The following is a 25,205-nucleotide window of genomic DNA, read 5'->3' as shown; positions in this document are numbered from 1 at the left end:
GCAATGAGCCATCGCCCTCTATTCAGTCTGCTGGCTGCCCTTTGCCTCATCTGCTCGAACGCATCGGCGCAGTCTCCCAAGACCAGCCGCTATTTCGAAGACGCCCTCAAGCGCTACGCCTCCAAGGACCTTGAAGGCGCCGCCGTGCAGGTTCGCAATGCGCTGCAGGAGGACCGAAAGTTCCTGCCCGCCCACCTGCTGCTCGGCAAGGTGTCGCTGGAGTCCGGCAACCCCGGCGCCGCCGAGGCGGCCTTGCAGGAAGCCCTGGCTCTGGGCGCCAGCCGCACAGAGGTGGTTCTGCCGCTGGGCAAGGCCATGATGGCGCTCGGGCAGCAGCTCAAGCTGGTCGACGATCCTGCGCTGCGCCTGGAAGGCCTGCCCAATGATGTACTGGCCCAACTCATCCTCATTCATGCGGCCGCTCGGATCGATCTCGGTGACGAGCGCAAAGCCCTCGCCCTGATCGAACAAGCCCGAGGGCTGGCGCCCGGCGACCCGCAGGTCTGGCTGGCCGAAGTGCCTCTGCACTTGCGCGCCCAAGCCTTTGATGCGGCGCAGCGGGCCAGCGAACGAGCCTTGCAGCTCAAACCCAATGACTCTGACGCGCTTTACAGCCTGGCCAGCGTGTTCCATGCCAAGGGTCAACTGGATGCCGCCCTGTCGCACTACGACCGCGCACTGGCGCAAGCGCCAGAGCATTTGGAAGCACTCGTGGCCCGGGCCGGCATCGCCTTGGATCGAAAGAATCTGGGGCGCGCACGTGCGGACATCGACTTGGCCCGCAAGAAGAGTCCTAAAGACCCCCGCGCCGACTACCTGAGTGCTCTGATCTCTGAAGCCGAGGGCAATCGCGCCGCTTCGCTGGCCGCCATGCGCCGCGTTACTGAATTGCTCGGAAGTGCGCCTGCGGAATTCCTGCGCTTCCGACCGCAGGTGTTGATGCTGGGCGGACTGGCCCATTACGCATTGAATGAACCCGGCAAGGCCAGGCCCTATCTGGAATCTGTGGTCAAGCTGCAGCCCCGCAATCCGTCTGCGAAGTTGCTGGCCCAGATCTTGATGCGCGAGGGCGAGGTCGAGAACGGTGTGCAGATGCTGGAAACCTATTTGCGTCAGGTTCCCCAGGACTTCCAGGCCGCCGCGTTGCTGGCCTCGGCCCATTCGACCCAGGGCCGCCACACTAAAGCCGTCCAATTGATGGAACAGGCGCTGCGCAGCAAAGACAGCGCCGAACTCCACTCCGTCTTAGGCCTTTCCATGCTGCGAATGGGCAAGATTGACACCGCCCAGCAAGAGTTAGAGCGCGCTTGGAAGAGCCAGCCGGGCCACACCGCAACCGGCGTTTCACTCACCATGCTGTACTTGCGCAGCAAGCAATTGACCAAGGCCTTGCCCGTTGCCAAGAGCTTGGTGCAGGCTCAGCCCCAACAGGCGAGCCTGCATCACTTGCTGGGCATGGTGCTGGCAGCGCAGTCCGATGCCGCGGGCGCCCGCAGCAGCTTTGAGCGGGCGCTCAAGCTGGACCCCAAGCTCCACGAGGCCACGATGAGTTTGGCCCGCCTGGAAGCCCGCACCGGCAATCCCGCTGCTGCCCTGAGCCGGCTGGAAGCCTTGCATCGCACCGAGGAAAAGCTGGTCGAACCCTTGTTGGAACTCGCCAGCCTGCAGATGCGACTGGACCGCATTGACCAGGCCGAACGCTGGCTGGAGCGAGCCATCACCGTCGCGGCCCCCAAGGACTTGCGCCCTGGCCTGGCGTTGATCGACTTGCGGCTCAAGCGCAATGACGCAGCCAAGGCCATGGAGGCTGCCAAAGCCCTTTTGGCCAAAGGCCCAGATGACCCATTGGCCTTGATGGCCTATGCCCGCACGTTGATGGCCAATGGCCAAATGTCAGCCGCCAAAACCTACTTGGTTCAAACCGGCCGTCACCTACCCTTCAACGCAGATGCCTACGCCGAGATTGCCGGACTGCAGATTCAAGTGGGTGACCTGGCTGGCGCAGTCTTTACGCTGAGCAAGGTGCTCGAGCAGCAACCCAAGCACGCAGACGCTCTGACCCTGATGGCCTCGGCAGAGATCGACCGCGGCGGGATCACCGAAGCAGCCAAATACCTGTCCACACTGATGGAAGTCCGGCCCAAGCAAGCCAGAACCCATCTGCTGGCTGCCGAGTTGTCCATGGCCAAGCGTCTGCCCGAGCAGGCGCTGGCCTCATTGCGCAAAGCCCATGAATTGCAGCCCTCGACGGCCACCGTGATGCGCCTCATGCTGCACCCTGGAGCCGCAGCGCAAGCCAGCAGCCGGCAGCTGGCCGAATCCTGGTTGCGATCAAGGCCGAAAGATCACACCGTCCGTCTGGCCCTGGCGGAAAGCCTCGCGGCCCAGGGACAACTGGCTCCGTCCCGCAGCCATTACGAACAACTCCTTCAAGCCCGCCCCAATGACGCCCAATTGCTCAACAACTTGGCACAGGTGCGCTTGCGCCAGTCAGAAGTGAGCGAGGCCCTGCAGTTGGCGGAGAAGGCCGTCAAAGCCGCTCCGCAAATGCCGCTGGTGCTCGACACCTATGCCTGGATCCTGCATCACAAAGGAGAGAACGAAAAGGCGCTGGGCCTGCTGCGAGACGCCCGACTGCGAGCACCGGACCACGCGGAAATCCGCTTTCATCTGGCGGCGGTCCTGCATAAGTTGGGACGCTCGGCCGAGGCCAAGACCGAGGTCAGCGCCGCTTTGGCCGCCCCCGCAGGGCTGGAAAGCGTGAAAGAAGCACAGGCGCTGATGCAGGCCCTCAAGTGAGGGGGGCAGCCTGCCTGTCGCGAAAGTTTACAGTTCGATCCCAAAGAGGCCTTGACGAGTGAGTGGGACTCCCATGATCTCCGTGACCGGCAAACAGGAAAGTTCCATCTGGCCTGAAACTTGCTGGATCCAGTCAAACCTCAGTCATTCAAAGCAAACACGGAGCACACCATGATCACCCATCAGCGCCTCAGCAGCCTCGTCAAGGCGACCGCTGTCATCTCGCTAGGTGTCGCGGCGGCCTCCGCCCAGGCCGCAACCTGGAACAAGACCACCACCGGTGGCAGCTGCTCGTCCTTCAGCGCCACCCCCTCCTGCACCATCAATGCGGCAACTGACGCAAACGGCGCTGGCACAACCGCCACGGTGACCGGCTGGTCCAACGCCGCCACGGGCACCTCGACGAGCACCACCGGTACCTGGCGGGCCGCCAACCTCACCGACCAAGGCGCGTCAGGCATCGGCGTCAACCACGGCAACACCACGGCAGACCCCAATGAGGGAAGCGGCACGGCCCCCGGCTACGAGCACGCTGTGGACAACAATGGCCGCACCGATGCCGTTCGCCTGCAGTTCCTGGACAGCACCATTCTGCGCAGCGTGACCTTGGGCTGGATTGGTAGCGACTATGACTTCACGGTGCTGCGTTGGGTTGGCAATGGCACCCTGCCCACCGGCGCAACGGCAGGCACCATGAACTGGCGCGTGAATGCTTCGACCAATGTGGCCTCCGACAGCGATACCACCGCAGCTGGCTGGAATGGCTGGCAATTGGTCGGCAACTACGCCGGCACGGTCACTGGCCCCACAGGCACCGATCAGACCGTGAGCATCAACGCGGCGGGCGATTCCTCCAGCTTCTGGCTGATCATGGCCTACAACTCTGCCTTCGGTACCGGGGCGGGGCTTGAGATGGGCAATGACTCCTTCAAGTTCTTGTCGTTTACGTCCAAAGTTCCGGCCTCCAGCAATGTGCCCGAGCCGGCAGGTTTGGCGCTGGCAGGTTTGGCTCTGTTCGGAGCCGGATGGGTGCGCCGCCGCAAGGCCTAACTCCCCTGCCTGCTTCAAAGGACCGCCTTCGGGCGGTTTTTTCGTTTCTAGACGCTTGGGGCACCGAAGGCTTCCAGCCCATGGATCAATGTGGGCCACCCAGTAAGACGGTCCGCAGCGGCTCCCATAATCCCGCCCATGCATGTCTTTCGTGGCTTTCATCACCGGCTGGCGCCTGCCTGCGCACTGACCATCGGCAATTTCGACGGCGTGCATCGCGGCCACCAAGCCATGCTGGCGCTCTTGCGCTCCGAAGCCCGGCATCGCGGCGTGCCCAGCTGCGTCTTGAGCTTCGAGCCCCACCCGCGCGACCACTTTGCGCGTCTAGCGGGAAAACCCGAGCTGGCACCCGACCGCATCGCCCCATTGCGTGACAAGCTGGCCGAATTGGAGCGCTGCGGCATCGATCAGGTCGTGATCCAACGCTTTGATGCCCGGCTGGCCGCCTTGAGCGCACGAGACTTTGTCGAGCAGGTCTTGGTGGAGGGTCTAGGGGCGCGCTATGTGCTGGTGGGGGACGACTTCCGCTTTGGCGCCAAGCGCCAGGGCGACTACGCCAGCCTGGATGCGATGGGCCAGCAGTTGGGCTTCGATGTGGCGCGCATGATGAGCTACGAAGTGCATGGTCTGCGCGTCAGCAGTTCGGCGGTGCGTGAGGCCTTGCGCGCCGGCGACCTGACTCAGGCCCAGAGCCTGCTGGGTCGCCCCTATTCCATCAGCGGGCATGTGCAGCATGGTTTGAAGCTCGGACGCACGCTGGGGGCGGGCTTTCGCACCCTGAACCTGCGTTTCGCCCACCCTCGGCCTGCGGCGCGCGGCATCTTTGTGGTGCAGACCCATGGACTCGGGCCTGAAGCCCTGCCGGGGGTGGCCTCTCTGGGTTGCCGCCCCACCGTGGACGACAGCGGCCGCATGCTGCTGGAGGTCCATTGCCTGGGCTGGCCCGCCGGCCTGGGGCAGGAGGGGGGCTACGGTAAACTCGTGCGCGTGGAACTCCTGCACAAACTGCGCGATGAAGCCCGTTTCGACGGGCTGGCAGCGCTAACGGCAGCGATTGAGGCCGATGTGGCTGCTGCCCGAACCTGGTTCGCGACGCACGCCGCCGTCCAGCGCCAAACCACTCGCGATCGAATTTGATCGGCCTGCGGCCTTTTGCGGCCAATGGCGGCCGCCTTGCCCGCGCCCGCCGATCCCAGACGCGCCCATCTCAGCGCCCTCCTCAGCGCCGAACACCCTGCAGCCCGAAGGCTGCCCACCGAGACTCGCCATGAGCCAACCCGACTACCGCAGCACCCTGAACCTGGCCGACACGCCCTTTCCCATGCGCGGCGATTTGCCCAAGCGAGAGCCCGGCTGGATCAAGGCCTGGCAGGACGACGCGCTCTACCCCGCGCTGCGCAGCGCGCGCGCGGGCGCACCCAAGTTTGTGCTGCACGACGGCCCGCCCTATGCCAATGGCCAGATCCACATTGGCCACGCCGTCAACAAGGTGCTCAAGGACATGGTGGTCAAAAGCCGCCAGCTGATGGGCTTTGACGCCGCCTATGTGCCGGGATGGGACTGCCATGGCCTGCCGATCGAGAACGCCATCGAGAAGCAGCACGGCCGCCACCTGAGCCGCGACGACATGCAGGCCAAGAGCCGCGCCTACGCCACCGAGCAGATCGCGCTGCAGCGCACCGGCTTCGAGCGCCTGGGGGTGCTGGGCGATTGGTCGCACCGTTACGCCACCATGGACCCGAAGAACGAGGCCGGCCAGATCCGCGCGTTCAAGAAGGTCATCGAACGCGGCTTTGTCTATCGCGGTTTGAAGCCCGTGTACTGGTGCTTTGACTGTGGCTCCTCGCTGGCCGAGTTCGAGATCGAGTACGCCGACAAGAAGAGCCAGACCCTGGACGTGGCCTTCCCCACGGCCGAGCCGCAGAAACTTGCCGCCGCCTTCGGCTTGGGCGGCGAGCTGCAGGCCAGCGCGGTCATCTGGACGACCACCGCCTGGACCCTGCCGGCCAACCAGGCCCTCAACCTCAACCCCAAGCTGCGCTACGCCGCGGTGAAGACCCCGCGCGGCACCTTCATCGTCGCGCAGGCGCGAGTCGAGGATTGCTTGAAGCGCTGGGGCCTGGAAGGCGAAGTCGTGGCCACCGCCGCTGGTGAAGCCCTGGCCGGATTGAACTTCCACCATCCCCTGGCCGCCACCGACGCCGGCTATGCCCGTCTGTCGCCGGTCTATCTGGCCGACTACGCCACCGACGAGGACGGCACCGGCATCGTGCACAGCGCCCCGGCCTATGGTCTGGACGACTTCTTCTCCTGCATGAACCATGGCATGCGCCATGACCAGATCCTCAACCCCGTGCAGGGAGATGGTCGCTACGCCGAAGACCTGCCGCTGTTCGGCGGCCAAAACATCTGGAAGGCCTGCCCGGTCATCATCGAGACCCTGCGGGCCGCCGACCGCCTGCTGGCCACCAGCACCATCACGCACAGCTACCCGCATTGCTGGCGCCACAAGACCCCGGTGATCTACCGCGCGGCTTCGCAGTGGTTCATCCGCATGGATGCGGCCCAGCCCGGCACCCAAGGCGTTTTTGCCAAGGAACAACCGACGCAGTCGCTGCGCGAGCTGGCGCTGGTCGCCATCGAGGAAACCGCCTTCTATCCCGAGAACGGCCGTGCCCGCCTGCGCGACATGATCGCCAACCGGCCGGACTGGTGCATCAGCCGCCAGCGTGCCTGGGGCGTGCCCCTGCCCTTCCTGATCCACAAGGACAGCGGCGATCTGCACCCCGACACCATGGCCCTGCTGGACCGCGCGGCCGCCATCGTCGAGGCCGGCGGCGTCGAAGCCTGGAGCCGCACCACCCCCGAGGACCTGGTGGGCCCCGAGGGTGTGAACTACGCCAAGAGCAGCGACATCCTGGAGGTCTGGTTTGACTCAGGCTCCACCTTCGAGCATGTGCTCAAGGGCAGCCACGCCGGTCTGGCCCATGAGAGCGGCCCCGAGGCCGACATCTACCTCGAAGGCCACGATCAGCATCGTGGCTGGTTCCACTCGGCCCTGCTGCTGGGCTGCGCGCTGCACGGCCGCGCGCCCTATAAGGCGCTGCTGACGCACGGTTTCACCGTCGACGGCCAGGGCAAGAAGATGAGCAAGTCGCTGGGCAACACCCTGGCGCCGCAGCTGGTGGCCGACAAGATGGGCGCCGAGATCATCCGCCTGTGGGTGGCCGCCACCGACTACAGCGGCGACCTGGCCATCGACGACAAGATCCTGGCCCGCGTGGTCGACAGCTACCGCCGCATCCGCAACACCCTGCGCTTCCTGCTGGCCAACGTCAGCGACTTCGACCCGGCCGTGGACGCCGTGGCGCCCGAGGCCCTGTTCGAGTGCGACCGCTATGCCCTGGCGCGTGCCGCCCAGCTGCAACAGGAGATCCTGGCCCACTACCAGGCCTATGAGTTCCATCCGGTGGTGGCCAAGCTGCAGGTCTATTGCTCCGAAGACCTCGGCGCCTTCTACCTGGATGTGCTCAAGGACCGGCTCTACACCAACGCGCCCAAGTCCCTGGCCCGACGCTCGGCCCAGACCGCGCTGTGGCAGATCACCCATGCCATGCTGCGCTGGATGGCCCCCTTCCTGAGCTTTACCGCCGAAGAGGCCTGGCCCTTGTTTGCCAAGGCGGGGCAGCCGGGCGTCCAAGGCGCGGGGCGCAGCCTGTTCGAGGAGCAGTTCTGGACCTTCACCGGCGCCGACGGCGGCCTGGTGCCGAAGTGGGAGCGCATCCTGGCAGTGCGCGCCGAGGTCAACAAGGCGCTAGAGGCCGTGCGCAGTGCCGGAGGCATTGGCGCCTCGCTGCAGGCCACGGTCCGCCTGACGGCGCGGGCCGAGGACCACGCTGCGCTGGCCTCGCTGGGCGAGGACCTGAAGTTCGTGCTCATCGTCTCCCAGGTCGAGCTGCAGGCCGGCGCCGAGCTGGCCATCGAGGTGTTGCCCAGCAGCGCCCCCAAGTGCGAGCGCTGCTGGCACTATCGCGAGGACGTGGGCCGCAACCCAGAGCACCCGGCGATCTGCGGTCGCTGTGACGACAACCTGCACGGCGCCGGCGAAGCCCGGACCTGCGCCTGATGAAGGCCGCAGCCCCGAACTGGTGGCGCTGGCTCTTGCTGGCGGCCATCGTGCTGGTGCTGGACCAGTACACCAAGCTCCTGATCCTGGACGCCTTCCAGCTCCATGAGGGCAAGCGCGTCACCAGCTACTTCAACCTGGTGCGGGCCCACAACACCGGCGCCGCCTTCAGCTTCCTGGCGGGGGCCGGGGGTTGGCAGCGCTGGTTCTTCACCGCGCTGGCGGCCACGGCCACGGTGGTCATCACGGTCATGCTGCGCCGGCATGGCAGCCAGACCCTGTTCGCCTGCGCTTTGGCACTGATCCTGGGGGGTGCCATCGGCAACGGCGTGGACCGCCTGTGGCATGGCTATGTGGTGGACTTCCTGCAGTTCCACTGGGGCGGCTGGGCCTTCCCCTCATTCAACATTGCAGACAGCGCCATCACCTTGGGCGCCATCGGGTTGATCCTGGACGAATTGCGCCGCGTGCGGGCCACAAAATAGCCCTCGGGCCCGTGCTACAAAGCTGCGAAGCCCTGCCCTAGGCAACCCAGCCCCGCATGCGCGATCCCCACTCCTCTCTGCCCATCGACCTTCAGCCCTGGACCCAGGCTCCAGGACTGCTGGCTGTGGTGGACGCCCGCAGCGGCGCTTTGCTGCAGGCCAACGCGGCGGCTGAGCGGCTGGTGGCGGGCTTAAGCGCCTGGACCCGTGCCAGCGCCCTCACCCGGCTGATTGGCGACCACGCCCGCTGTGCCGAGGCCCAGGCCTATGTGCAAAGCGGTCGAGATTGGACCCACACCGCCTTGCTGCACGGCGAAGAAGGCCCGCGCTGGCATCAGCTGCGCCTGCACCCCTTGGAGCCCGCGGGTGAGCGCAGCCAGCGCGCCCTGCTCAGCGGCCACGATGTGCACGAGCTGGTGGAAGCGCGCGCCGAATTGGAGCGGCAACTGGCCCAGGCCCAGTTGCGCAACCAGGCGCAAGCCGACCTGGCCTCCCACCTCAGCCACGAAATGCGCACCCCGCTGGCCGGGGTGATCAGCCTGACCGAGCTGGTGCTGGGCAGCGAGCTGGACGAACGCCAGCGCCGCTTGCTGGATCTGGCCCTTCAGTCTGGCCGGGGTCTGCTGGATCTACTCAATCACAGCTTGGACCTGGCCCGCCTGGAAGCCGGCGCCATCGAGCTGGAGCGCGAGCCCTTCGCGCTGCACGACTGCCTGCGCGAAGCCCTGCAGCCACTGCTGCCGCAGGCTCACGCCAAGGGGCTCAAACTGGCCGCGCGAGTACAGCCAGGCGTGCCCAATCAGTTGGTGGGCGATGCTTTGCGGCTGCGACAAATCATCGTCAACCTGGCCGGCAATGCGATCAAGTTCACCAGCAAGGGCGAGGTGCGCATCGACATCCAGCGCGCCGAATGGCCCGAGCTGATGGTGCTGCCCGGCGCCCCGCTGCGGCTGGCGGTGTCTGTCACCGACACCGGCCCTGGCATGAGCCGCGATCAGATTGCCAGCCTCTTCCGCCCCTATGTGCAGGCCGATGTGACGATTGCGCGTCGCTTCGGCGGCACGGGGCTGGGACTGTCCATTGCCCAGCGCCTGGTGGGTTTGATGGGCGGCGGCCGCATTCAGGTGGAAAGTGAACCCGGCGTGGGCAGCTGCTTCCGCTTCGAGTTCGAGGCCCAGCGGGCCAGCCAACCGGCGGCGGCCAGCCCGGCGAACTGAGCAGGCTGGAGGGGCCGATCAGCCCGGCAGGCGCAGCAGATTGAGGGGGCCCCGGCCGCTGGCCGCCGTGATCAGACCCAGCACCCGCCCCGGCTCCGGCCCCACCATCGTCCAATCGAAGCGCCAACTCCAGTTGTGCGCCCCCAGCGTGCCCGGCGTGTTCATGCGGTGCGCCGAACCCAAACCCAGCACATCCTGCAAGGGATAGATGGCCAGATTGGCCACCGAGTTGGCGGCTGCACGGATCATGGCCCAATGCACGTCGTGCCCCCCGCAGGCCAGATAACAGGCCGCAAATTCGCGCTCACGCGCCGGTGCCTGCGCCCACCAGCCCTGCACGGTGTCGTTGTCATGGGTGCCGGTGTAAACCACGCTCGCGCGTTCAAACATCTGCGGCAGAAACTCATGCTGACCGTCGGCACCAAAGCCGAACTGCAGGATCTTCATACCCGGGAAGCCGCAGCCCTGGCGCAGCGCGACCACATCGGGCGTGATGAGCCCGAGGTCCTCGGCCACGATGGGTAGCGGACCCAGGGCCTTCTCAATGGCATCGAACAGAGCCTTGCCTGGCCCAGGCACCCACTGGCCTTCTTTGGCCGTGGGGCAGCTCGCGGGGATCTCGTAATAGCCGGCAAAGCCGCGAAAGTGATCGATGCGAAACACATCGGCCTGCGCCAGCGCCCGGCGCACGCGCTCGGCCCACCAGCGGTAACCATCCTGGTGCATCTTGTCCCAGCGGTAGAGCGGGTTGCCCCAGCGCTGACCCTCGGCACTCAGGGCGTCCGGCGGCACGCCGGCCACCACCGTGGGTTGGAAGTGGTCGTCCAAGTAATAGAACTCGGGCGCGGCCCAGCAGTCGGCGCTGTGGTGGGCGATGAAGATGGGCAGGTCGCCCATGATCGAGATGCCCTTGCCATTGGCGTAGGCCTTGACGGCGGCGAGCTGCACGTCGAACTGCCACTGCACAAAGCACCAGAAGGCGATCTCGTCGGCATGCTCCTTGCGCGCCTTCGTGAGGGCGGCCCTCTTGCGGCCGCGCAGCTCGGGCGCCCAGTCCCACCAGCACTTGCCGCCGTGGGCGGACTCCAGCGCCATGAAGAGGCTGTAATCAAGCAGCCAGCTGGCCTGGGACTGCGCCCAATCGGCGTAGGCCTGCTTCTGGGCGACGGTGGCCTTGGCAAAGAAGCCGGCGGCCGCAGCGCGCAGCTGCTGCATGCGCCAGGGCACCACCTGGGCGAAGTCGACCTTGAGCGGATCAAAGTGCGGCAACTGCGGCTGGGCCAGCCAGCCGGCCTCGATCAGTGGCTCCAGCGCCACCATCAGCGGGCTGCCCGCAAAGGCCGACACCGACTGATAGGGCGAATCGCCCGGACCGATGGGGGTGGTGGGCAGCAGCTGCCAGATGCGCTGGCCGGCACTCTCCAGCCAGTCGACGAAATGCAGGGCGGCGGGGCCGAGGTCGCCGATGCCGTGCGGGCCGGGCAAGCAGGTGATGTGCAGCAGCACACCGCTGGCGCGTTGGTTCAGATCCATTTCAGGCTTTCTTCAAAAGCAGCAGGGAGCGGGCCGGCGCGTCGAATTCGGGCGCGGCGTGTTTGAGGTTGCCGCTCGAATCGAGCAACAGGGTCCAGGGCCCCGCCGGCAGCACAAAGCGCGTGGCCTGGGGCTCGGGGTTGAAGATCAACAGCAGGCCCTGCTGGGTGCCGGGCTGGGCGTGCAGGGTGCAGGCAAAGGCGTACAGGGTGCAGGCAAAGGCCTGCTGGCCACCGGCTTGCCAATCGCTGGCCTCCATGGCGTGGCCGTCGGGGCGCAGCCAGTGCAGATGGGCCTGGCCCGCGCCGGGGCCGCTGAACCACAGCGGGTGGCGCAGCAGGGGTTCTTGGGCGCGCAGCGCAAAGCAGCGGCCGACGAAGTCGATCAGGTCTTGCGGGGCCTGGGCCCAGTCCAGCCAGGTGGTGGGGTTGTCCTGGCAGTAGGCGTTGTTGTTGCCGCCCTGGCTGTTGGCCAGCTCGTCACCGGCATTGAGCATCGGCGTGCCCTGCGAGAACGCCAGCGTGGCCAGCATGGCGCGGCGCAGGCGCTCGCGCGCGTCGCGAATGCCCAGGTCCTCGCTCGGCCCCTCGGCCCCCAGGTTGGCGCACAGCTCGTTGTCACGCCCGTCGCGGTTGTCCTCGCCATTGGCGTGGTTGTGCTTGCGGCTGTAGCTCAGCACATCGTTGAGCGTGAAGCCGTCGTGGCAGCTGACAAAGTTGACGCTGGCCGTGGGCAGGCGGCCGCCATGGTGGAAGACGTCACTAGAGGCCGCCAGACGGCGTGCGAACTCGCCACGGCTCACACCCGTTCCCAACCAATACCCGCGCACGGCGTCGCGGTACTTGTCGTTCCACTCCAGGAAGCGGCCCGGGAAATGGCCGAGCTGGTAGCCGTTGGCGCCGGCGTCCCAGGGCTCGGCGATCAGATGCACCTCGGCCAGCACGGGGTCTTGGCGCAGCGCGGTGAAGAAGGCGGCGTTGGCGTGGTAGCTGTGCGGGGCCCGGCCCAGCACCGGGGCCAGGTCAAAGCGGAAGCCGTCCACGCCCATTTCCTGCACCCAGCAGCGCAAGGAATCGAGCACCAGCTGGGCCACGCGCGGGTGGGCGCAGTTCAGGGTGTTGCCGCAGCCGGTCAGGTTTTCGTTGCGGCTCAGGTCATCGGCCTGCAGGTGGTAGTAGCTGCGGTTGTCCAGGCCGCGCAAGTGCAGCGTGGGGCCAAACTCATTGCCCTCGGGGGTGTGGTTGTAGACCACGTCCAGCAGCACCTCGATGCCGGCCTCGTGCAGCGCATGCACCATGGCGCGAAACTCGGCACGGATGGCGGTCGGGTCCTTCGCAAGCGCCCAGCGTGGGTCGGGGCAGAAGAAGCCGAGCGAGTTGTAGCCCCAATAGTTGGGCAGCCCTTTGTCGGCCAGATGCGGCTCGTCGATCGTGTAGTGGATGGGCAGCAGCTCGATGGCGGTGATGCCCAGACGCTGCAGGTGCGCGATGGCCGCCGGGTGCGCCAAACCGGCGTAAGTGCCGCGCAGCGCCTTGGGCAGCGCGGCCAGTTGCTGGGTGAAGCCCTTGACATGGGCCTCGTAGATCACCAGGGCTTCGGTGGGGTGACGGGGGGCGTTGGTGCGCGGATCCGGGCCATCCAACGACGCGGCGACGCGGGCCTTCAGGGCATGCAGTGCGTTGTCGCGCGTGTCCAGGCTGCGCGGGCCCTCGGGGTCGCCGAGCACATAGCCATGGTGCTCGGCGCGCCAGCCGAAGCGACCCTCGATCTCGCGCGCATAGGGGTCGAGCAGCAGCTTGTGCGGGTTGAAGCGGTGGCCACGCTCGGGCGCGTGCGGGCCATGCGCACGCAGTCCGTAGACCAGTCCCGCGCCGACGCCCGGCAGAAAGCCGTGCCAGATGCCGTCCTCAGGGCCATGCAGTGCGTAGCGGCGCAGCTCACGTTGGCCGCCGGAATCGAACAGGCAGACCTCGATGGCCGTGGCGTGCTCGGAAAAGACCGCGAAGTTCACACCGCCATCGCGAGCGGTACTGCCGAGCGGGGCCGCCCGACCTGCTTGCATCGAATCTGGAAGCTTCATCAGCAGGGCACCAGAAACAGGGTGGCGAGCGGAGGCAGGGTCAGCGCCAGGCTGTGGCTGCGTCCGTGCGCCGGAATGGGCTCGACCGACAGCGGCCCCGAGCCATTGCCGAGGTTGCTGCCGCCGTAATGTTCGCTGTCGGTGTTCAGCACCTCGCGCCAGGCCGCGCCGCGGCAGCCGATGCGGTAGCCCTGGCGCGGCACCGGCGTGAGGTTGCAGATCACCATCACCAATCGGCCCTGGCCGTCGTGGCGCAGCCAGGCCAACACGGATTGCTCGGCGTCGTCACTCACCAGCCACTCGAAACCCTCGGCCTCGCAGTCCAGCCGGTGCAGGGCCGGCTCGCGGCGATAAAGCGCATTCAGATCACTGACCAGGCGCCGCACACCCGCATGCGCAGGCTCGTCGGCCTGCTCCCAGGGCAAGCAGGTTTCGAAATTCCACTCGCCGCGCTGACCCCATTCCTGGCCCATGAAGAGCAGCTTCTTGCCGGGGTGACCCCACATGAAGCCGTAGTAGGCACGCAAATTGGCGAAGCTTTGCCAAGCATCGCCCGGCATCTTGTCCAGCAGCGAGCCCTTGCCGTGCACCACCTCGTCGTGGCTGAGCGGCAGATGGAAGTTTTCGCTAAAGGCGTAGACCAGGCCGAAGCTCATCTGGCTGTGGTTCCAGCGCCGGTGCACGGGGTCGGTGTGCATATAGCGTAGGGTGTCGTTCATCCAGCCCATATTCCACTTGAAGTGGAAGCCCAGGCCGCCGCTGGTGGTGGGGCGGCTGACGCCGGGGAAGGCGGTCGACTCTTCGGCCACGGTGATGGCACCGGCGCCGCTGACCTGCTCGTTCACGTGCTTGAGCAAGGAAATCGCTTCGAGGTTCTCGCGCCCGCCATCAACGTTGGGCACCCACTCGCCGTAGGGGCGGGAGTAGTCGCGGTAGAGCATCGAGGCCACCGCATCCACGCGCAAACCGTCGACGCCGAAGTGCTCCACCCAGTACTGCGCGCTGCTGGCCAGGAAGCTGCGCACCTCAGAGCGCCCGAAGTTGTAGATCAGGGTGTTCCAGTCGCGGTGGAAGCCCTCCTTCGGATCGGCGTACTCGTAGAGCGCGGTGCCGTCGAAGCGCGCCAGGCCGAAGGCATCGGTCGGGAAGTGGGCCGGCACCCAGTCGAGCAGCAGCCCCAGGCCCTGCTCGTGGCAGGCCTGCACGAAGCGGGCGAAGCCCTCCGGCGAGCCGAATCGACGCGTGGGCGCGAACAGGCCCAGGGTCTGATAGCCCCAGGAGCCGTCGAAGGGGTGCTCGCTGATGGGCAGCAGCTCCAGATGGGTGAAACCGAGGCCCGCGGCGTAGGCCGGCAGAGTGGCCGCCAGTTCATCCCAGGTGGGGAAGCCGCCTTCGGGCGCATTTCCAAACTTTCGCCAGCTGGCCGGATGGACCTCATAGACCGAGATCGGTGCGTCGCGCCGGTTCGCGGCCTCGCGCGCCTTGGGGCAACTGCGCTTGGGGGGCAGCCCAGCCACCACCGAGGCCTGAGCCGGCCGCAGCTCCGCGGCAAAGGCGTAAGGGTCGGCCTTGAGCGGCAGCAGCACGCCCTCGCGGCTGACCAGCTCGAACTTGTACAGATCGCCACGCTGGACGGCGGGGATGAAAAGCTCCCACACCCCGGCGTCATGGCGCAGTCGCATCGGGTGGCGGCGGCCGTCCCAGGCGTTGAAGCTGCCAACGACGGAGACGCGCTGCGCATTGGGTGCCCAGACGGCAAAGCGCACGCCCTCCACACCCTGCATCTGCATCGGATGCGCGCCCAGGATCTCGTGGACGCGCACCTCGTTGCCGTCGCGCAGCCGCGCCAGCTCGGCGTCGCTCAAGCAAGGGCCAAAGGCGTAGGCATCGGCGTGCTCGGTCTGGCTGCCATCGGCCCAGTCCACGCGCAGGCGGTAAGTCGCGGGCCGGCTGGGCAGATGGGCCTCGAACAGGTCCGTGCCCGGGCGGCGCGGCAGCTCGGTGGTCTGGCCCGCCACCACCGCCGCAACCGCCCGCGCACCCGGCAGGAAGGCGCGCAGCCAGGCGCCGCCTTGGCCGTCCCCATGCAGGCCCAGCGCGGCGAAGGGGTCGCCGTGGCGGGCCTGTTGCAGAGCCTGGAGCTGGGCGGCGTCCAACACGGGCTCAGCCGAGTGATTCAACAGACCAGACGCGTTCGACGTACTCGGCGATGGTGCGGTCCGACGAGAACCAGCCCATGCCGGCGACGTTCTTGATCGCGCGCTGGCTCCAGCCAGCTGGGTCACGGAACAGCTCATCCACGCGCGCCTGGGTGGCGCAGTAGTCGGCAAAGTCGGCCATCAGCAGGTAGCCGTCGCGCTGCTGCAGGTTGTCCAGCAGGGCGCGATAGCGGTTGGCGTCACCGCCGCTGAAGCTGCCATCGCCAATCGCATCCATCACGGCCTTGAGCGCGCGGCTCTCTTCGATGTAGAGGCGCGGGTCATAGCCCAAGGCCTTGATCTTGGCCACTCCTTCAGTGCGCAGGCCGAAGACGAACATCTCGTCCACGCCCATGTGCTCGGCCATCTCGATGTTGGCGCCATCCCAGGTGCCGATGGTCAGCGCGCCATTCATGGCGAACTTCATGTTGCCGGTGCCGCTGGCCTCGGTGCCGGCGGTGGAGATCTGCTCAGAAAGGTCGGCGGCCGGGATGATGGTCTCGGCGAGCGACACCCCGTAGTTCGGCAGGAACACGAGCTTGAGCTTGTCGCCCACGCGCGGATCGCTGTTGACGACGCGGCCGACATCGTGCGCCAGCTGGATGATCAGCTTGGCCATCTGGTAGGCCGAGGCGGCCTTGCCGGCGATCACCACGGTGCGCGGCACCCACGGCATGCCGTCCGGTGCGGCAGCGGGGTTGGCGACGATGGCCTGGTAGCGCGCGATCACATGCAGGATGTTCAGCAGCTGGCGCTTGTATTCGTGGATGCGCTTGATCTGCACATCGAACAGGCTGTCCGGGCTGACCACCAGGCCGGTTTCCATGCGGATGCGGGCGGCCAGCTTCTCCTTGTTGGCGCGCTTGACCTGCTGAAAAGCCTTTTGCAGCTTGAGCTGACCGGCCTTCTTGGCCAGCTTTTTGAGCTCACTCAGATCGGTGCGCCAGCCCTCGCCCAGGGTCTCGTCCAGCAGGCTGGAGAGCGCCGGGTTGGCCTGGGCCAGCCAACGGCGCGGCGTCACGCCGTTGGTCACGTTGTGAAAGCGATCCGGGAACAGGCGTGCGTAGTCGGCAAAGATGGTCTGCACGCACAGGTCCGAGTGCAACTGGGCCACGCCGTTGACGCGGTGCGAGGCCACCACGGCCAGCGCGGCCATGCGCACGCGGCGCTCGCCGCCGCGCGAGTGGAAGTCACCCGGCCCCTCGTCAATCAGGGAAACACGGCGCAGCAGCGCATCGTCACCCGGATGCTGGCGACGCACGCCCTCCAGGAATCGATGGTTGATCTCGTAAATGATTTCGAGATGCCGGGGCAACAGGGCCTCGAACATGCGCAGCGGCCAGGTCTCCAGCGCCTCGGGCATCAGGGTGTGGTTGGTGTAGCTCACCGCCTGGCGGGTCAGGTTCCAGGCTTCCTCCCAGCCCAGCCCGTGCTCATCAAGCAGCAGGCGCATCAGCTCCGCAGGTGCCAAAGCGGGATGGGTGTCATTCAGATGAATGGCGTTGGCGCGGCCCAGGCCCTGCAGGCCACCGGCCTCACGCAGATGGCGGGCGATCAAGTCCTGCAAGGAGGCACTGACCAACAACGCCTCCTGCTTCAGACGCAGCATCTGACCGGCCTCGGTGCTGTCGTCGGGGTAAAGCACCCAATTCAGCGCCTCGGCGGCCACCCGATGCTGGTTGGCCTGGGCATGCTCGCCACGGCAGAAGGCATCGAACGCGATCGGGTTGACGCTGCGCGCCTGCCACTGCCGCAAGGTGCTGACCCGCGCACTGTGGTGGGCCGGCACGATGAAATCAAAGGCCAGCGCCTCGACTTCCTCCCCCCCCACCCAGCGCCGCTGGCCCCCTTCCACCACCACCCGGCCGCCGAAGCGAACCAGGTAGCGCAGCTCGGGCCGCACCACTTCCCATGGGTTGCCGGCACGCATCCAGTCGTCCGGACGCTCGATCTGCCGCCCATCGGCAATCCCTTGGGCGAACATGCCATATTCGTAGCGCAGGCCATAGCCAAAACTGGGCAGACCGAGTTCCGCAAATGAGTCCAGGAAGCAAGCCGCCAGCCGACCCAGGCCACCATTGCCCAGCGCCGCGTCGGGCTCGCGCTCCAGCACGTCGCCGAGCGCCAGCCCCAGCGGCGCCAAGGCTTGCTCAAGACAGTCGCGCAGCCCCAAGGCCGAGAGCGCGTTGTGCAGCGCCCGGCCCATCAAGAACTCCATCGACAAATAGTGAACTCGGCGCACGCCCTGACCGAGCCGGCGGGCCGCGTCGGCCATCTGCACCTGGGCCCAGCGAGCCGCCAGCACATCCCGACAAGCCAGGGCGGCCGCGCGCAGCACGGCTTGTGCATCCAATGGCAGCTGCTGGGCCTGCGCTTGCGCCATCTCGCGCGCCAAAGCCGCTTGAAAGGCCTTCTGCAGGGCCGCCTGCGAGCGCGGGATCGAAGAAGAAGTGGAGGACATGGACGCCTTCGAAGGAGAGGTCGTGGTGCTCACAGGGTCTACCGCCATAGGCCCCGAGGCGGGGCGATGCCAAGAATGCCGCACCGGAAAACCTTGAATCCAGGCAGCGCCTGAGGCGGAGTATCTCCTTCTTCCGCCCATTTGTGTAGTTTCACTACATCTGGATTACCCGAAATGTCATCGCATCCTGCAAGCACCCGCCAATAAAGACAGAAGGCATCCTCGGGTTCACCATGTTGTGAAACTACATTCTGTGTCGCTATATTGCCGCCCAAGGCCCGCCGACCGTTTGCAGGCCGGGCACCCGATGGAGAGTCAGCATGGCCGATGTGCAGTTCAGTGCAGTGAACAAGTCTTATGGGGATGTGCGCATCCTGCACGGAATTGATCTGCAGATCCGCGATGGCGAGTTCATGGTGTTTGTCGGCCCCTCGGGCTGCGGCAAGAGCACCCTGCTGCGCACCATCGCCGGCTTGGAGGACATCAGTGGGGGCGAGCTGCGCATCGGCGGCCGCCGGGTCAATGACGTCCCCCCAGCCGAGCGCGGCATCGCCATGGTGTTCCAGAGCTACGCGCTCTACCCGCACATGAATCTGTTCGACAACATGGCCTTCGGCCTGAAGTTGGCCAAAGTGCCCAAGGCCGAGATCGAGCGCTCGGTGCGCCAAGCGGCCAAGGTGCTGCACATCGATCATCTGCTGGATCGCAAGCCCAAGGACCTGAGCGGCGGGCAACGCCAGCGCGTGGCCATTGGCCGCGCCATCGTGAGGAAGCCGCAGGTCTTTCTGTTTGATGAACCGCTCTCCAACCTCGATGCCGCCCTGCGCGTGCGCATGCGCTACGAGTTCGCCAAGCTGCACGAAGAACTCAAGACCACCATGGTCTATGTGACTCACGACCAGGTCGAGGCCATGACCTTGGCCGATCGCATCGTGGTGTTGAACGCCGGGCGCATCGAGCAGGTAGGCAGTCCGCTGGAGCTCTACGAGCATCCGCGCAATCTGTTTGTGGCCGGCTTCATCGGCAGCCCCAAGATGAACTTCATCGAAGGTGAGCTGCTCAGTGGCACCGAGTTGATGGCTCTGGTGCGTCTGGGCAGCGGCGCAACCCTGGAGCTGCACGTAGACGCCAGCCGCGCCAAGCCAGGCGACAAGGTGACCCTGGGTGTGCGGCCCGAGCACTTCACCCTGCATGCAGCGGAAAGCAACATGCTGCATGCCACCGTGACCTTTGTGGAATCGCTGGGCGGCGCCACCTTTGCCTACTGCGCCTTCCCCGGCGTGGAAGACGCCCTGACCTGCGAATTCGACGGCCGCTCGCGCATCCGCGCCGGCAACGACCTGAAGCTGCACCTGCCGGCCGACATGGGCTATTTGTTCGACGCCGCCGGCATGGCGTTCCCGCGCCTGGGGGCATGATGATGACCCACCCCCGAAGCGCTTCGCGCCTCCCCCTCAAGGGGGCGTCACTGGTGGCCCGGCAAAGCCGGATCCACGGTGACCGCTTGATCACCCCGCGTCGCAACGACCTAAGCCGCTTGGCGATGACTTTGGTTCTTGCTTTGCTGCTTGGCGCTACCCCGCTGGCAGCCGAGCCGCTCAAGTTGCTGGTCTGGATCAACGGCGACAAGGGCTACAACGGCCTGCAGCGCGTGGGGGACGCCTTCACCAAGATCAGCGGTGTCAAGGTCGACGTTCAGCACCCCGAGGGCGCTCCGGAAAAGTTCCAGCAGGCGGTAGGCGCCGGCAAGGGACCGGACATTTTCTGCTGGCCGCATGACCGCGTGGGCGAATGGGCCAAGGCTGGCCTGATCGTGCCGCTGCGCCCGCCCAAGGCGATCCGCGACGAGATTGAGCCCACCGCCTGGGACGCCTTTCGCTACAACGGCAAGCTCTGGGGCTATCCCCTGGCCATCGAGGCCAATGGCCTGATCTACAACAAGCACCTGGTGGCCACGCCGCCGGCCAGCTTTGACGAGGTCATCGCGCTCGACGCCAAACTCGTCCCAATGGGCAAGAAGGCCATCCTGTGGGACTTCAACAAGAGCTTCTTCAGCTGGCCCATGCTGGCCGGCGCCGGCGGCTTCGTGTTCGCCAAGAACGCCAAAGGCGACTTTGACGCCACCCAGGTCGGCGTCAACACCCCCGGTGCCATCAAGGGCGCCGAAATGCTGGGCCAGCTCGTTAAGACCGGCGTGATGCCCAAGGGTGCGCGCTATGCGGAGATGGAAGCGGGTTTTGCGCGTGGCCAGGTGGCCATGATGGTCTCAGGCCCCTGGGCCTGGGACAACGCCAAGCGCGCCAAGATCAATTTCGGCGTGGCCCCCATTCCCGCCGTGGTGCCCGGCCAACCGAGCCAAAGCTTTGTCGGCGTGCTGGGCTGCATGGTCAGCGCCAGCTCCAAGCTCGAAGACGTGGCGCGCGAGTTCCTGGAGAACCACCTGCTTCGTCCCGAGCAGCTCAAGGTCATCAACGCCGACGTGCCCCTGGGCGTGCCCGCCAACAAGACCTTCTATGCCGAGCTGGCAGCCGACCCCAACATCCGCGCCACCATGGAAAACGCCCGCACCGGCCGCGCCGTGCCCAACATCCCTGAAGTGGGCCGCTTCTGGACCGCGATGGACGCGGCGCTGGAGGCGATCACGAACGGCCTGCAATCTCCCAAGGATGCGCTCGACGGCGCCGCCGCGCGCATGAAAGTCGTCCGATGAACGCCGCCACCCTGCCCCGCCCTGCCCCATCCGGCCTGCCCGCCTGGGGCCGCTGGCTGCTCGTGGCCACGACCGCGTTGGCTGGCGTGGCCGCGCTCTACCTCGTCTTCACTGTGGTGGCCACGGGCCAGGTCCTGCTGGGTCTGGGCCTGCTGCTGCTGTTTGCCAGCGCCTTCGTCGTCTATGGCACCAACGTCAGCTTCGCCTACCGCTACCTGTTCCCCGGCGTGGCCGGCATGCTGCTGTTCGTAGCCTTCCCGCTGCTCTACACGGCGCAGCTGGGCTTCACCAACTACTCCAGCAGCAACCTGCTGACCGAGGAGCGCTCGCGCGACTACCTGCTCAAGCAGACCGCCCACAACGAAGACGAGGCGCTGATCAGCGAGCTGCACGCTGACGGCCAGGAGTTCCGCCTGGTCCTGCGGCGCTCGGCAGACGGCGCACCTGCCTATGTCTCAGGCCCGCTCGCCTTGCGCAGCGCCAAGTTGCCCCCCGTCATTGCGATGAAGACGCCGGCCGCGGCCAGCTTTGCAGTGCAACAGCCGCTGGACCTGAGGGCGGTGCTCGAGCACCGCAGCGTGCTGCGCCAGCTGGCCCTGCAGCTTCCGGATGGCCCCGGCCCCACCCTGCACTACGTCGGCGTGCGCGCCTTTGCCCCGCAGCAGCCGGTGTGGACGGCCAACCCGGACGGCTCCGTCACCGAAACCGCCACCGGCACCCGCTACGCCCCGAATCGCGACAGCGGCTTTTTCGAGAACGCCGCAGGCGAGCGCCTGCAGCCCGGGTTCAAGGTGACGGTGGGCTGGAAAAACTACGCGCGCCTCTTTGGCGACGCCGACTTCCGCGGCCCCTTTGTGTCCATCTTCATCTGGACCGTGGTGTTCGCGCTGCTGACCGTGGTCTTCACCACCGCGGTGGGCATGGGCCTGGCGGTGTTGCTGAACTGGGAGGGTCTGCGCTTTCGCACCGCCTACCGCACCCTGCTCTTCCTGCCTTATGCCGTGCCGGGCTTCATCTCCATCCTGGTCTTCAAGGGCCTGTTCAACCAGAACTTCGGCGAGATCAACGCGATCCTGGATGCCCTGTTCGGCATCAAGCCGGCTTGGTTTGCCGACCCCTTCCTGGCCAAGACCATGATCCTGATCGTCAACACCTGGCTGGGCTACCCCTACATCATGCTGATCTGCACCGGGTTGCTGAAAGCCATCCCGGCGGACCTGTATGAGGCCAGTGCGCTGGCCGGCGCCGGGCCGCTGACGAACTTCTTCAAGATCACCGCACCGCAGATCGTCAAGCCGCTGATGCCCCTGCTGGTGAGTGCCTTCGCGTTCAACTTCAACAACTTCGTACTGATCGCACTGCTGACCGACGGCCGGCCCGACTTCCTCAACACCAAGCTGCCAGCCGGGCAGACCGACATCCTGGTCTCCTACACCTACCGCATCGCCTTCCGCGATTCGGGCCAGGACTTCGGCCTCGCCGCGGCGATCTCGACGCTGATCTTTGTGCTGGTGGCGGTGCTTTCGATCATCAACTTGCGGCTCACCCGCGCCAACCAGGGAGCGAAGTGATGGCGATTGTTCAAAGCAGGAACCAGAAATGGCGCACGATCGCCGCCCACGCCTTTTTGTGGGTGCTGATCGCCCTCACGCTGTTCCCGCTGCTGGCGGTGGTCAGCATTTCGCTGCGGCCGGGCAACTTCGCCACCGGCAGCCTGATCCCCACCGAGATCAGCCTGGAGCACTGGAAGCTGGCGCTGGGTATTTCCTTCCAGGGGCCGGACGGGGCGCTGGTGCAACCGCCCTTCCCCGTGCTGCGCTGGCTGTGGAACTCGATCAAGGTGGCCACCATTTCGGCCGCGCTGATCGTGATGATCTCCACCACCGCCGCCTACGCCTTTGCGCGCCTGAAGTTCCCGTTCAAGGGCGGGCTGCTCTCCAGCATGCTGCTGCTGCAGATGTTCCCGGTGGTGCTGGCGCTGGTCGCGATCTTTGCCATCTTCGAAACCATCGGCGCCTACATCCCCTGGCTGGGTGTGGAGACGCATGCCGGCCTGATCGTGGCCTATCTGGGCGGCGTGGCCACCCACATCTGGACCATCAAGGGCTATTTCGAAACCATCCCCGTCGAGATCGAAGAGAACGCCAAGGTCGATGGCGCCACGCACTGGCAGGCCTTTCGCCATGTGCTGCTGCCGATGGCGGTGCCCATCCTGGTGGTGGTCTTCGTGCTGGCCTTCATCGGCACCATCATTGACTACCCCGTGGCCTCGGTACTGCTGCGTGAAGAGAGCAATCTGACCCTGGCGGTGGGCTCCAAGTACTACCTCAACGACCAGCGCTTTCTGTGGGGCGATTTCGCCGCCGCCGCAGTGCTGTCGGGCCTGCCCATCACCCTGGTCTTTCTGGCGGCACAACGCTGGATCGTCTCTGGCCTGACCGCCGGCGGGGTCAAGGGGTGACGCACACGCTCGGTCAGACGGGCTTGCGCGTCAGCCCGCTGGGTTTTGGCGCCATGCACTTCGACAGCCTGGAGGACGAGGCCGAGGTCGGCCGCCTGCTGGGCGGCGTGCTCGACCTCGGACTGAGTTTGATCGACACCGCACGCGGCTATGGCCGCAGCGAAGAACGCATCGGCCGCCATCTGGCGCATCGGCGGCACGAGTTCGTGCTCTCGACCAAGTTCGGCTATGGCGTCGACGGCATCCCGGACTGGACCTATGACTGCATCGTCCACGGGGTGGAGCGCACGCTGCGCCTGATGCGCACCGAGGTGATCGACATCGGTCATCTGCACAGCTGCCCGCTGGAGGTGCTGGAGCGCGGCGAAGTCAGCCGCGCGCTGCAGGACTGCGTGCGCGCCGGCAAGCTGCGCGTGGCGGCCTACTCGGGCGAAAACGCCGAGCTGGCCCATGCCTTGGCAGACCCTGGCATGGGCAGCGTGCAATGCAGCCTGGGCCTGGTGGACCGCGCCAATGCCAGCCTGATCGGCGACACCCACAAGGGTGTGATCATCAAGCGGGCGCTGGGCGGCCGCCCTTGGGCCCGGGCCAGGCGACCGGATGACTTCTGCGAAGGCCAGTACTGGGACCGCTGGCAAGCGTTGGCCCTGCCGCCCGAAGCGCTTGATCAGCTAGATTGGGACGAGCTGGCGCTGCGCTGGGTGGCAGAGCAGCCGGGCGTCGATGCGCTGCTGCTGGGCAGTCGCAGCCTCGGCCATTTGGCCCAAGCCCAGGCCGCATTGGCCAAAGGTCCGCTGCCGACCGATCTGCGCGAGGCCCTGGATGCCGCTTGGCAGCCCCTGGGCTGCCGCTGGCCCGGCTTGATATAGGGAAGCGCTGAATAAGTCCCTGTGGGCGCGCCGCGACTTTTCGGGATGCTTGGCCAAGGCGCGAGCCGCAGCTCAGGCTGGTGGCCTGAGTAAGGCTTGCAACGCTGGCCAGCGCCCGAGAAGTCGATGGCCCGCAAGGGTTTGCTCGATAACCGGCCGTCTCGGTCGTTGGCGGGCTCGGCTGTCGGGCCGCCAGCCCGACCTTCGCCCGCCGCCTACGATCCGGCCGGTTCTCGCGCAAACGCGTCCCGCAGGGACTTATTCAGCGCTTCCTTAAGGCTTGTTCGGTGCGGCGCTCACAGCCGCCCCTTCCTTTTGCCAGCGCAGCACGCCCGCCCGCACAAAGTCAGGCATCAGCTTCTCCCGCTGCAGCTTGAACATCGCCCGCGCCAGCGCGCCGCGTAGCTCGGGCGTGTTGCACTCGCTGCGGTGCGAGAGGGTCACATAGAGCTGCTCCTGCGCCACCGGGGGCGAGAGCAACTTGACGCCGCGCACATTCATGCGCGCCATATAAGCCTCGGCTGGGCTGTCCTCGTAGAGCAGATAGTCCGCCCGCCCCAGCGCCAGCATGCCCATGGCCTGCTCCAGCGTCGGGGTCTTGCTGATGCGCAGCTTGTCCGCCGCAAAACGATCAAAAGCTTCGCCAAAGCTGTTGTTGATCACCGTCAGGCCAGCACGTGGGACCAGATCGGTCCAGCGCTGATAGTCAAACGGCTTGGCCTCGCGCACCAGCACCACCGAGCGCGTTTCGCGGAAGGGTGGATGCACATAGTCCATGTACTCGGTGCGCGGTAGCGTGAAGAAGGCGCCAGCAATCAGATCCAGGCGGCCAGCACGCATCTCTTCCTGCACCCGCCCCCAGGAGCCGACATGACGGACCTCGATGGTCACACCCAGCTCCTTGCCCAACCAGGCCATCAAGTCGGCATTGGCACCCACCAACTGCCCCTCCTGGACGGGATCCGGCCACAGATAGGGTGGGTACTGCGGATTGCCAGAGGCCTTGAGGGTTTTACAGCTTGCAGTCGCGCCGGTCGGCCCCGGTTGCGCCTGCACCCACGCAGCTCCACAGGCACCCAACAGACCCCATGCGATCCAGCCCGTGACTTGCCAAATTTTCATAGACAGGATCTCCAAATCGACCTGCCTCTCCTGAGCGCGGACTCTCTGCGAAGTCCTGATCGCATTGGAGCGCGTTCCCGCCCTCTTTCCACTG

Annotated in this window: 16 protein-coding genes; 11 read left to right on the top strand and 5 right to left on the bottom strand. The window is 66.3% G+C overall.

Going from position 1 to position 25,205, the window contains the following annotated elements:
- The first annotated feature begins 3 nt into the window (after positions 1 to 3).
- From prsT to FF090_RS08485, 6 genes are all read left to right on the top strand, one after another.
- On the top strand, positions 4 to 2,799 hold the full coding sequence (prsT, locus tag FF090_RS08515; RefSeq protein WP_138856314.1) for an XrtA/PEP-CTERM system TPR-repeat protein PrsT: 2,796 nt from the start codon (positions 4 to 6) through the stop codon (positions 2,797 to 2,799).
- 171 nt (positions 2,800 to 2,970) lie between these two features.
- The gene (xdp1, locus tag FF090_RS08505; protein WP_175423584.1) at positions 2,971 to 3,849 is read left to right on the top strand and encodes an exosortase-dependent surface protein XDP1; all 879 of its coding nucleotides are present in this window, start codon (positions 2,971 to 2,973) and stop codon (positions 3,847 to 3,849) included.
- Positions 3,850 to 3,987: 138 nt separating this feature from the next.
- Positions 3,988 to 4,986 carry a bifunctional riboflavin kinase/FAD synthetase gene (locus FF090_RS08500; protein ID WP_138856312.1) on the top strand — a complete coding sequence of 333 codons (999 nt, stop codon included), beginning with the start codon at positions 3,988 to 3,990 and terminating at the stop codon, positions 4,984 to 4,986.
- Between the two features lie 130 nt (positions 4,987 to 5,116).
- Positions 5,117 to 7,975 (top strand): isoleucine--tRNA ligase, encoded by a 2,859-nt coding sequence (ileS, locus tag FF090_RS08495; protein ID WP_138856311.1) that lies wholly within the window; start codon positions 5,117 to 5,119, stop codon positions 7,973 to 7,975.
- The gene (gene lspA / locus FF090_RS08490; protein ID WP_138856310.1) at positions 7,975 to 8,460 is read left to right on the top strand and encodes a signal peptidase II; all 486 of its coding nucleotides are present in this window, start codon (positions 7,975 to 7,977) and stop codon (positions 8,458 to 8,460) included. The genes ileS and lspA overlap by 1 nt, the downstream gene beginning before the upstream one ends.
- Before the next feature lie 56 nt (positions 8,461 to 8,516).
- Complete coding sequence (locus tag FF090_RS08485) at positions 8,517 to 9,677, top strand: sensor histidine kinase (protein ID WP_138856309.1); 1,161 nt, start codon at positions 8,517 to 8,519, stop codon at positions 9,675 to 9,677.
- Positions 9,678 to 9,695: 18 nt separating this feature from the next.
- On the opposite strand, the gene malQ is transcribed toward FF090_RS08485, so the two are convergent.
- The 4 genes from malQ to FF090_RS08465 are packed head-to-tail and all read right to left on the bottom strand — an operon-like array spanning position 9,696 to position 17,949.
- Positions 9,696 to 11,210 (bottom strand): 4-alpha-glucanotransferase, encoded by a 1,515-nt coding sequence (gene malQ / locus FF090_RS08480; RefSeq protein WP_138856308.1) that lies wholly within the window; start codon positions 11,208 to 11,210, stop codon positions 9,696 to 9,698.
- Position 11,211: 1 nt separating this feature from the next.
- Positions 11,212 to 13,290 carry a glycogen debranching protein GlgX gene (gene glgX / locus FF090_RS08475; RefSeq protein ID WP_138856307.1) on the bottom strand — a complete coding sequence of 693 codons (2,079 nt, stop codon included), beginning with the start codon at positions 13,288 to 13,290 and terminating at the stop codon, positions 11,212 to 11,214.
- Positions 13,290 to 15,470 (bottom strand): 1,4-alpha-glucan branching protein GlgB, encoded by a 2,181-nt coding sequence (gene glgB, locus FF090_RS08470; protein ID WP_221305026.1) that lies wholly within the window; start codon positions 15,468 to 15,470, stop codon positions 13,290 to 13,292. The genes glgX and glgB overlap by 1 nt, the downstream gene beginning before the upstream one ends.
- Positions 15,454 to 17,949, bottom strand: a complete 2,496-nt coding sequence (locus FF090_RS08465) for a glycogen/starch/alpha-glucan phosphorylase (RefSeq protein ID WP_138856306.1) — start codon at positions 17,947 to 17,949, stop codon at positions 15,454 to 15,456. The genes glgB and FF090_RS08465 overlap by 17 nt, the downstream gene beginning before the upstream one ends.
- Positions 17,950 to 18,269: 320 nt before the next feature.
- On the opposite strand from FF090_RS08465, the gene FF090_RS08460 reads away from it, so the two are divergent.
- The 5 genes from FF090_RS08460 (at position 18,270) to FF090_RS08440 (ending at position 23,989) form a co-directional block, all read left to right on the top strand.
- Positions 18,270 to 19,367, top strand: a complete 1,098-nt coding sequence (locus FF090_RS08460; RefSeq protein WP_138856305.1) for an ABC transporter ATP-binding protein — start codon at positions 18,270 to 18,272, stop codon at positions 19,365 to 19,367.
- A gap of 125 nt (positions 19,368 to 19,492) precedes the next feature.
- Positions 19,493 to 20,659, top strand: a complete 1,167-nt coding sequence (gene malE / locus FF090_RS08455; protein WP_138856304.1) for a maltose/maltodextrin ABC transporter substrate-binding protein MalE — start codon at positions 19,493 to 19,495, stop codon at positions 20,657 to 20,659.
- A complete protein-coding gene (malF, locus tag FF090_RS08450; protein WP_138856303.1) occupies positions 20,656 to 22,230 on the top strand; it encodes a maltose ABC transporter permease MalF in 1,575 nt (524 codons plus the stop codon). The genes malE and malF overlap by 4 nt, the downstream gene beginning before the upstream one ends.
- Complete coding sequence (gene malG / locus FF090_RS08445) at positions 22,230 to 23,120, top strand: maltose ABC transporter permease MalG (protein ID WP_138856302.1); 891 nt, start codon at positions 22,230 to 22,232, stop codon at positions 23,118 to 23,120. Before malF ends, malG begins: the two co-directional genes overlap by 1 nt.
- Positions 23,117 to 23,989 carry an aldo/keto reductase gene (locus FF090_RS08440; protein ID WP_217503030.1) on the top strand — a complete coding sequence of 291 codons (873 nt, stop codon included), beginning with the start codon at positions 23,117 to 23,119 and terminating at the stop codon, positions 23,987 to 23,989. Before malG ends, FF090_RS08440 begins: the two co-directional genes overlap by 4 nt.
- A 273-nt stretch (positions 23,990 to 24,262) precedes the next feature.
- Here FF090_RS08440 and FF090_RS08435 read toward each other — a convergent pair whose 3' ends face one another.
- Positions 24,263 to 25,111, bottom strand: coding sequence for a substrate-binding periplasmic protein (locus tag FF090_RS08435; RefSeq protein ID WP_138856301.1), 849 nt, complete (start codon positions 25,109 to 25,111; stop codon positions 24,263 to 24,265).
- Between the last annotated feature and the right edge of the window lie 94 nt (positions 25,112 to 25,205).

Source organism: Inhella inkyongensis, assembly GCF_005952805.1.
In the GTDB taxonomy this organism is placed as follows: Bacteria; Pseudomonadota; Gammaproteobacteria; order Burkholderiales; family Burkholderiaceae_C; genus Inhella; species Inhella inkyongensis.
This window is presented reverse-complemented; position numbering and strand designations above follow the sequence as displayed.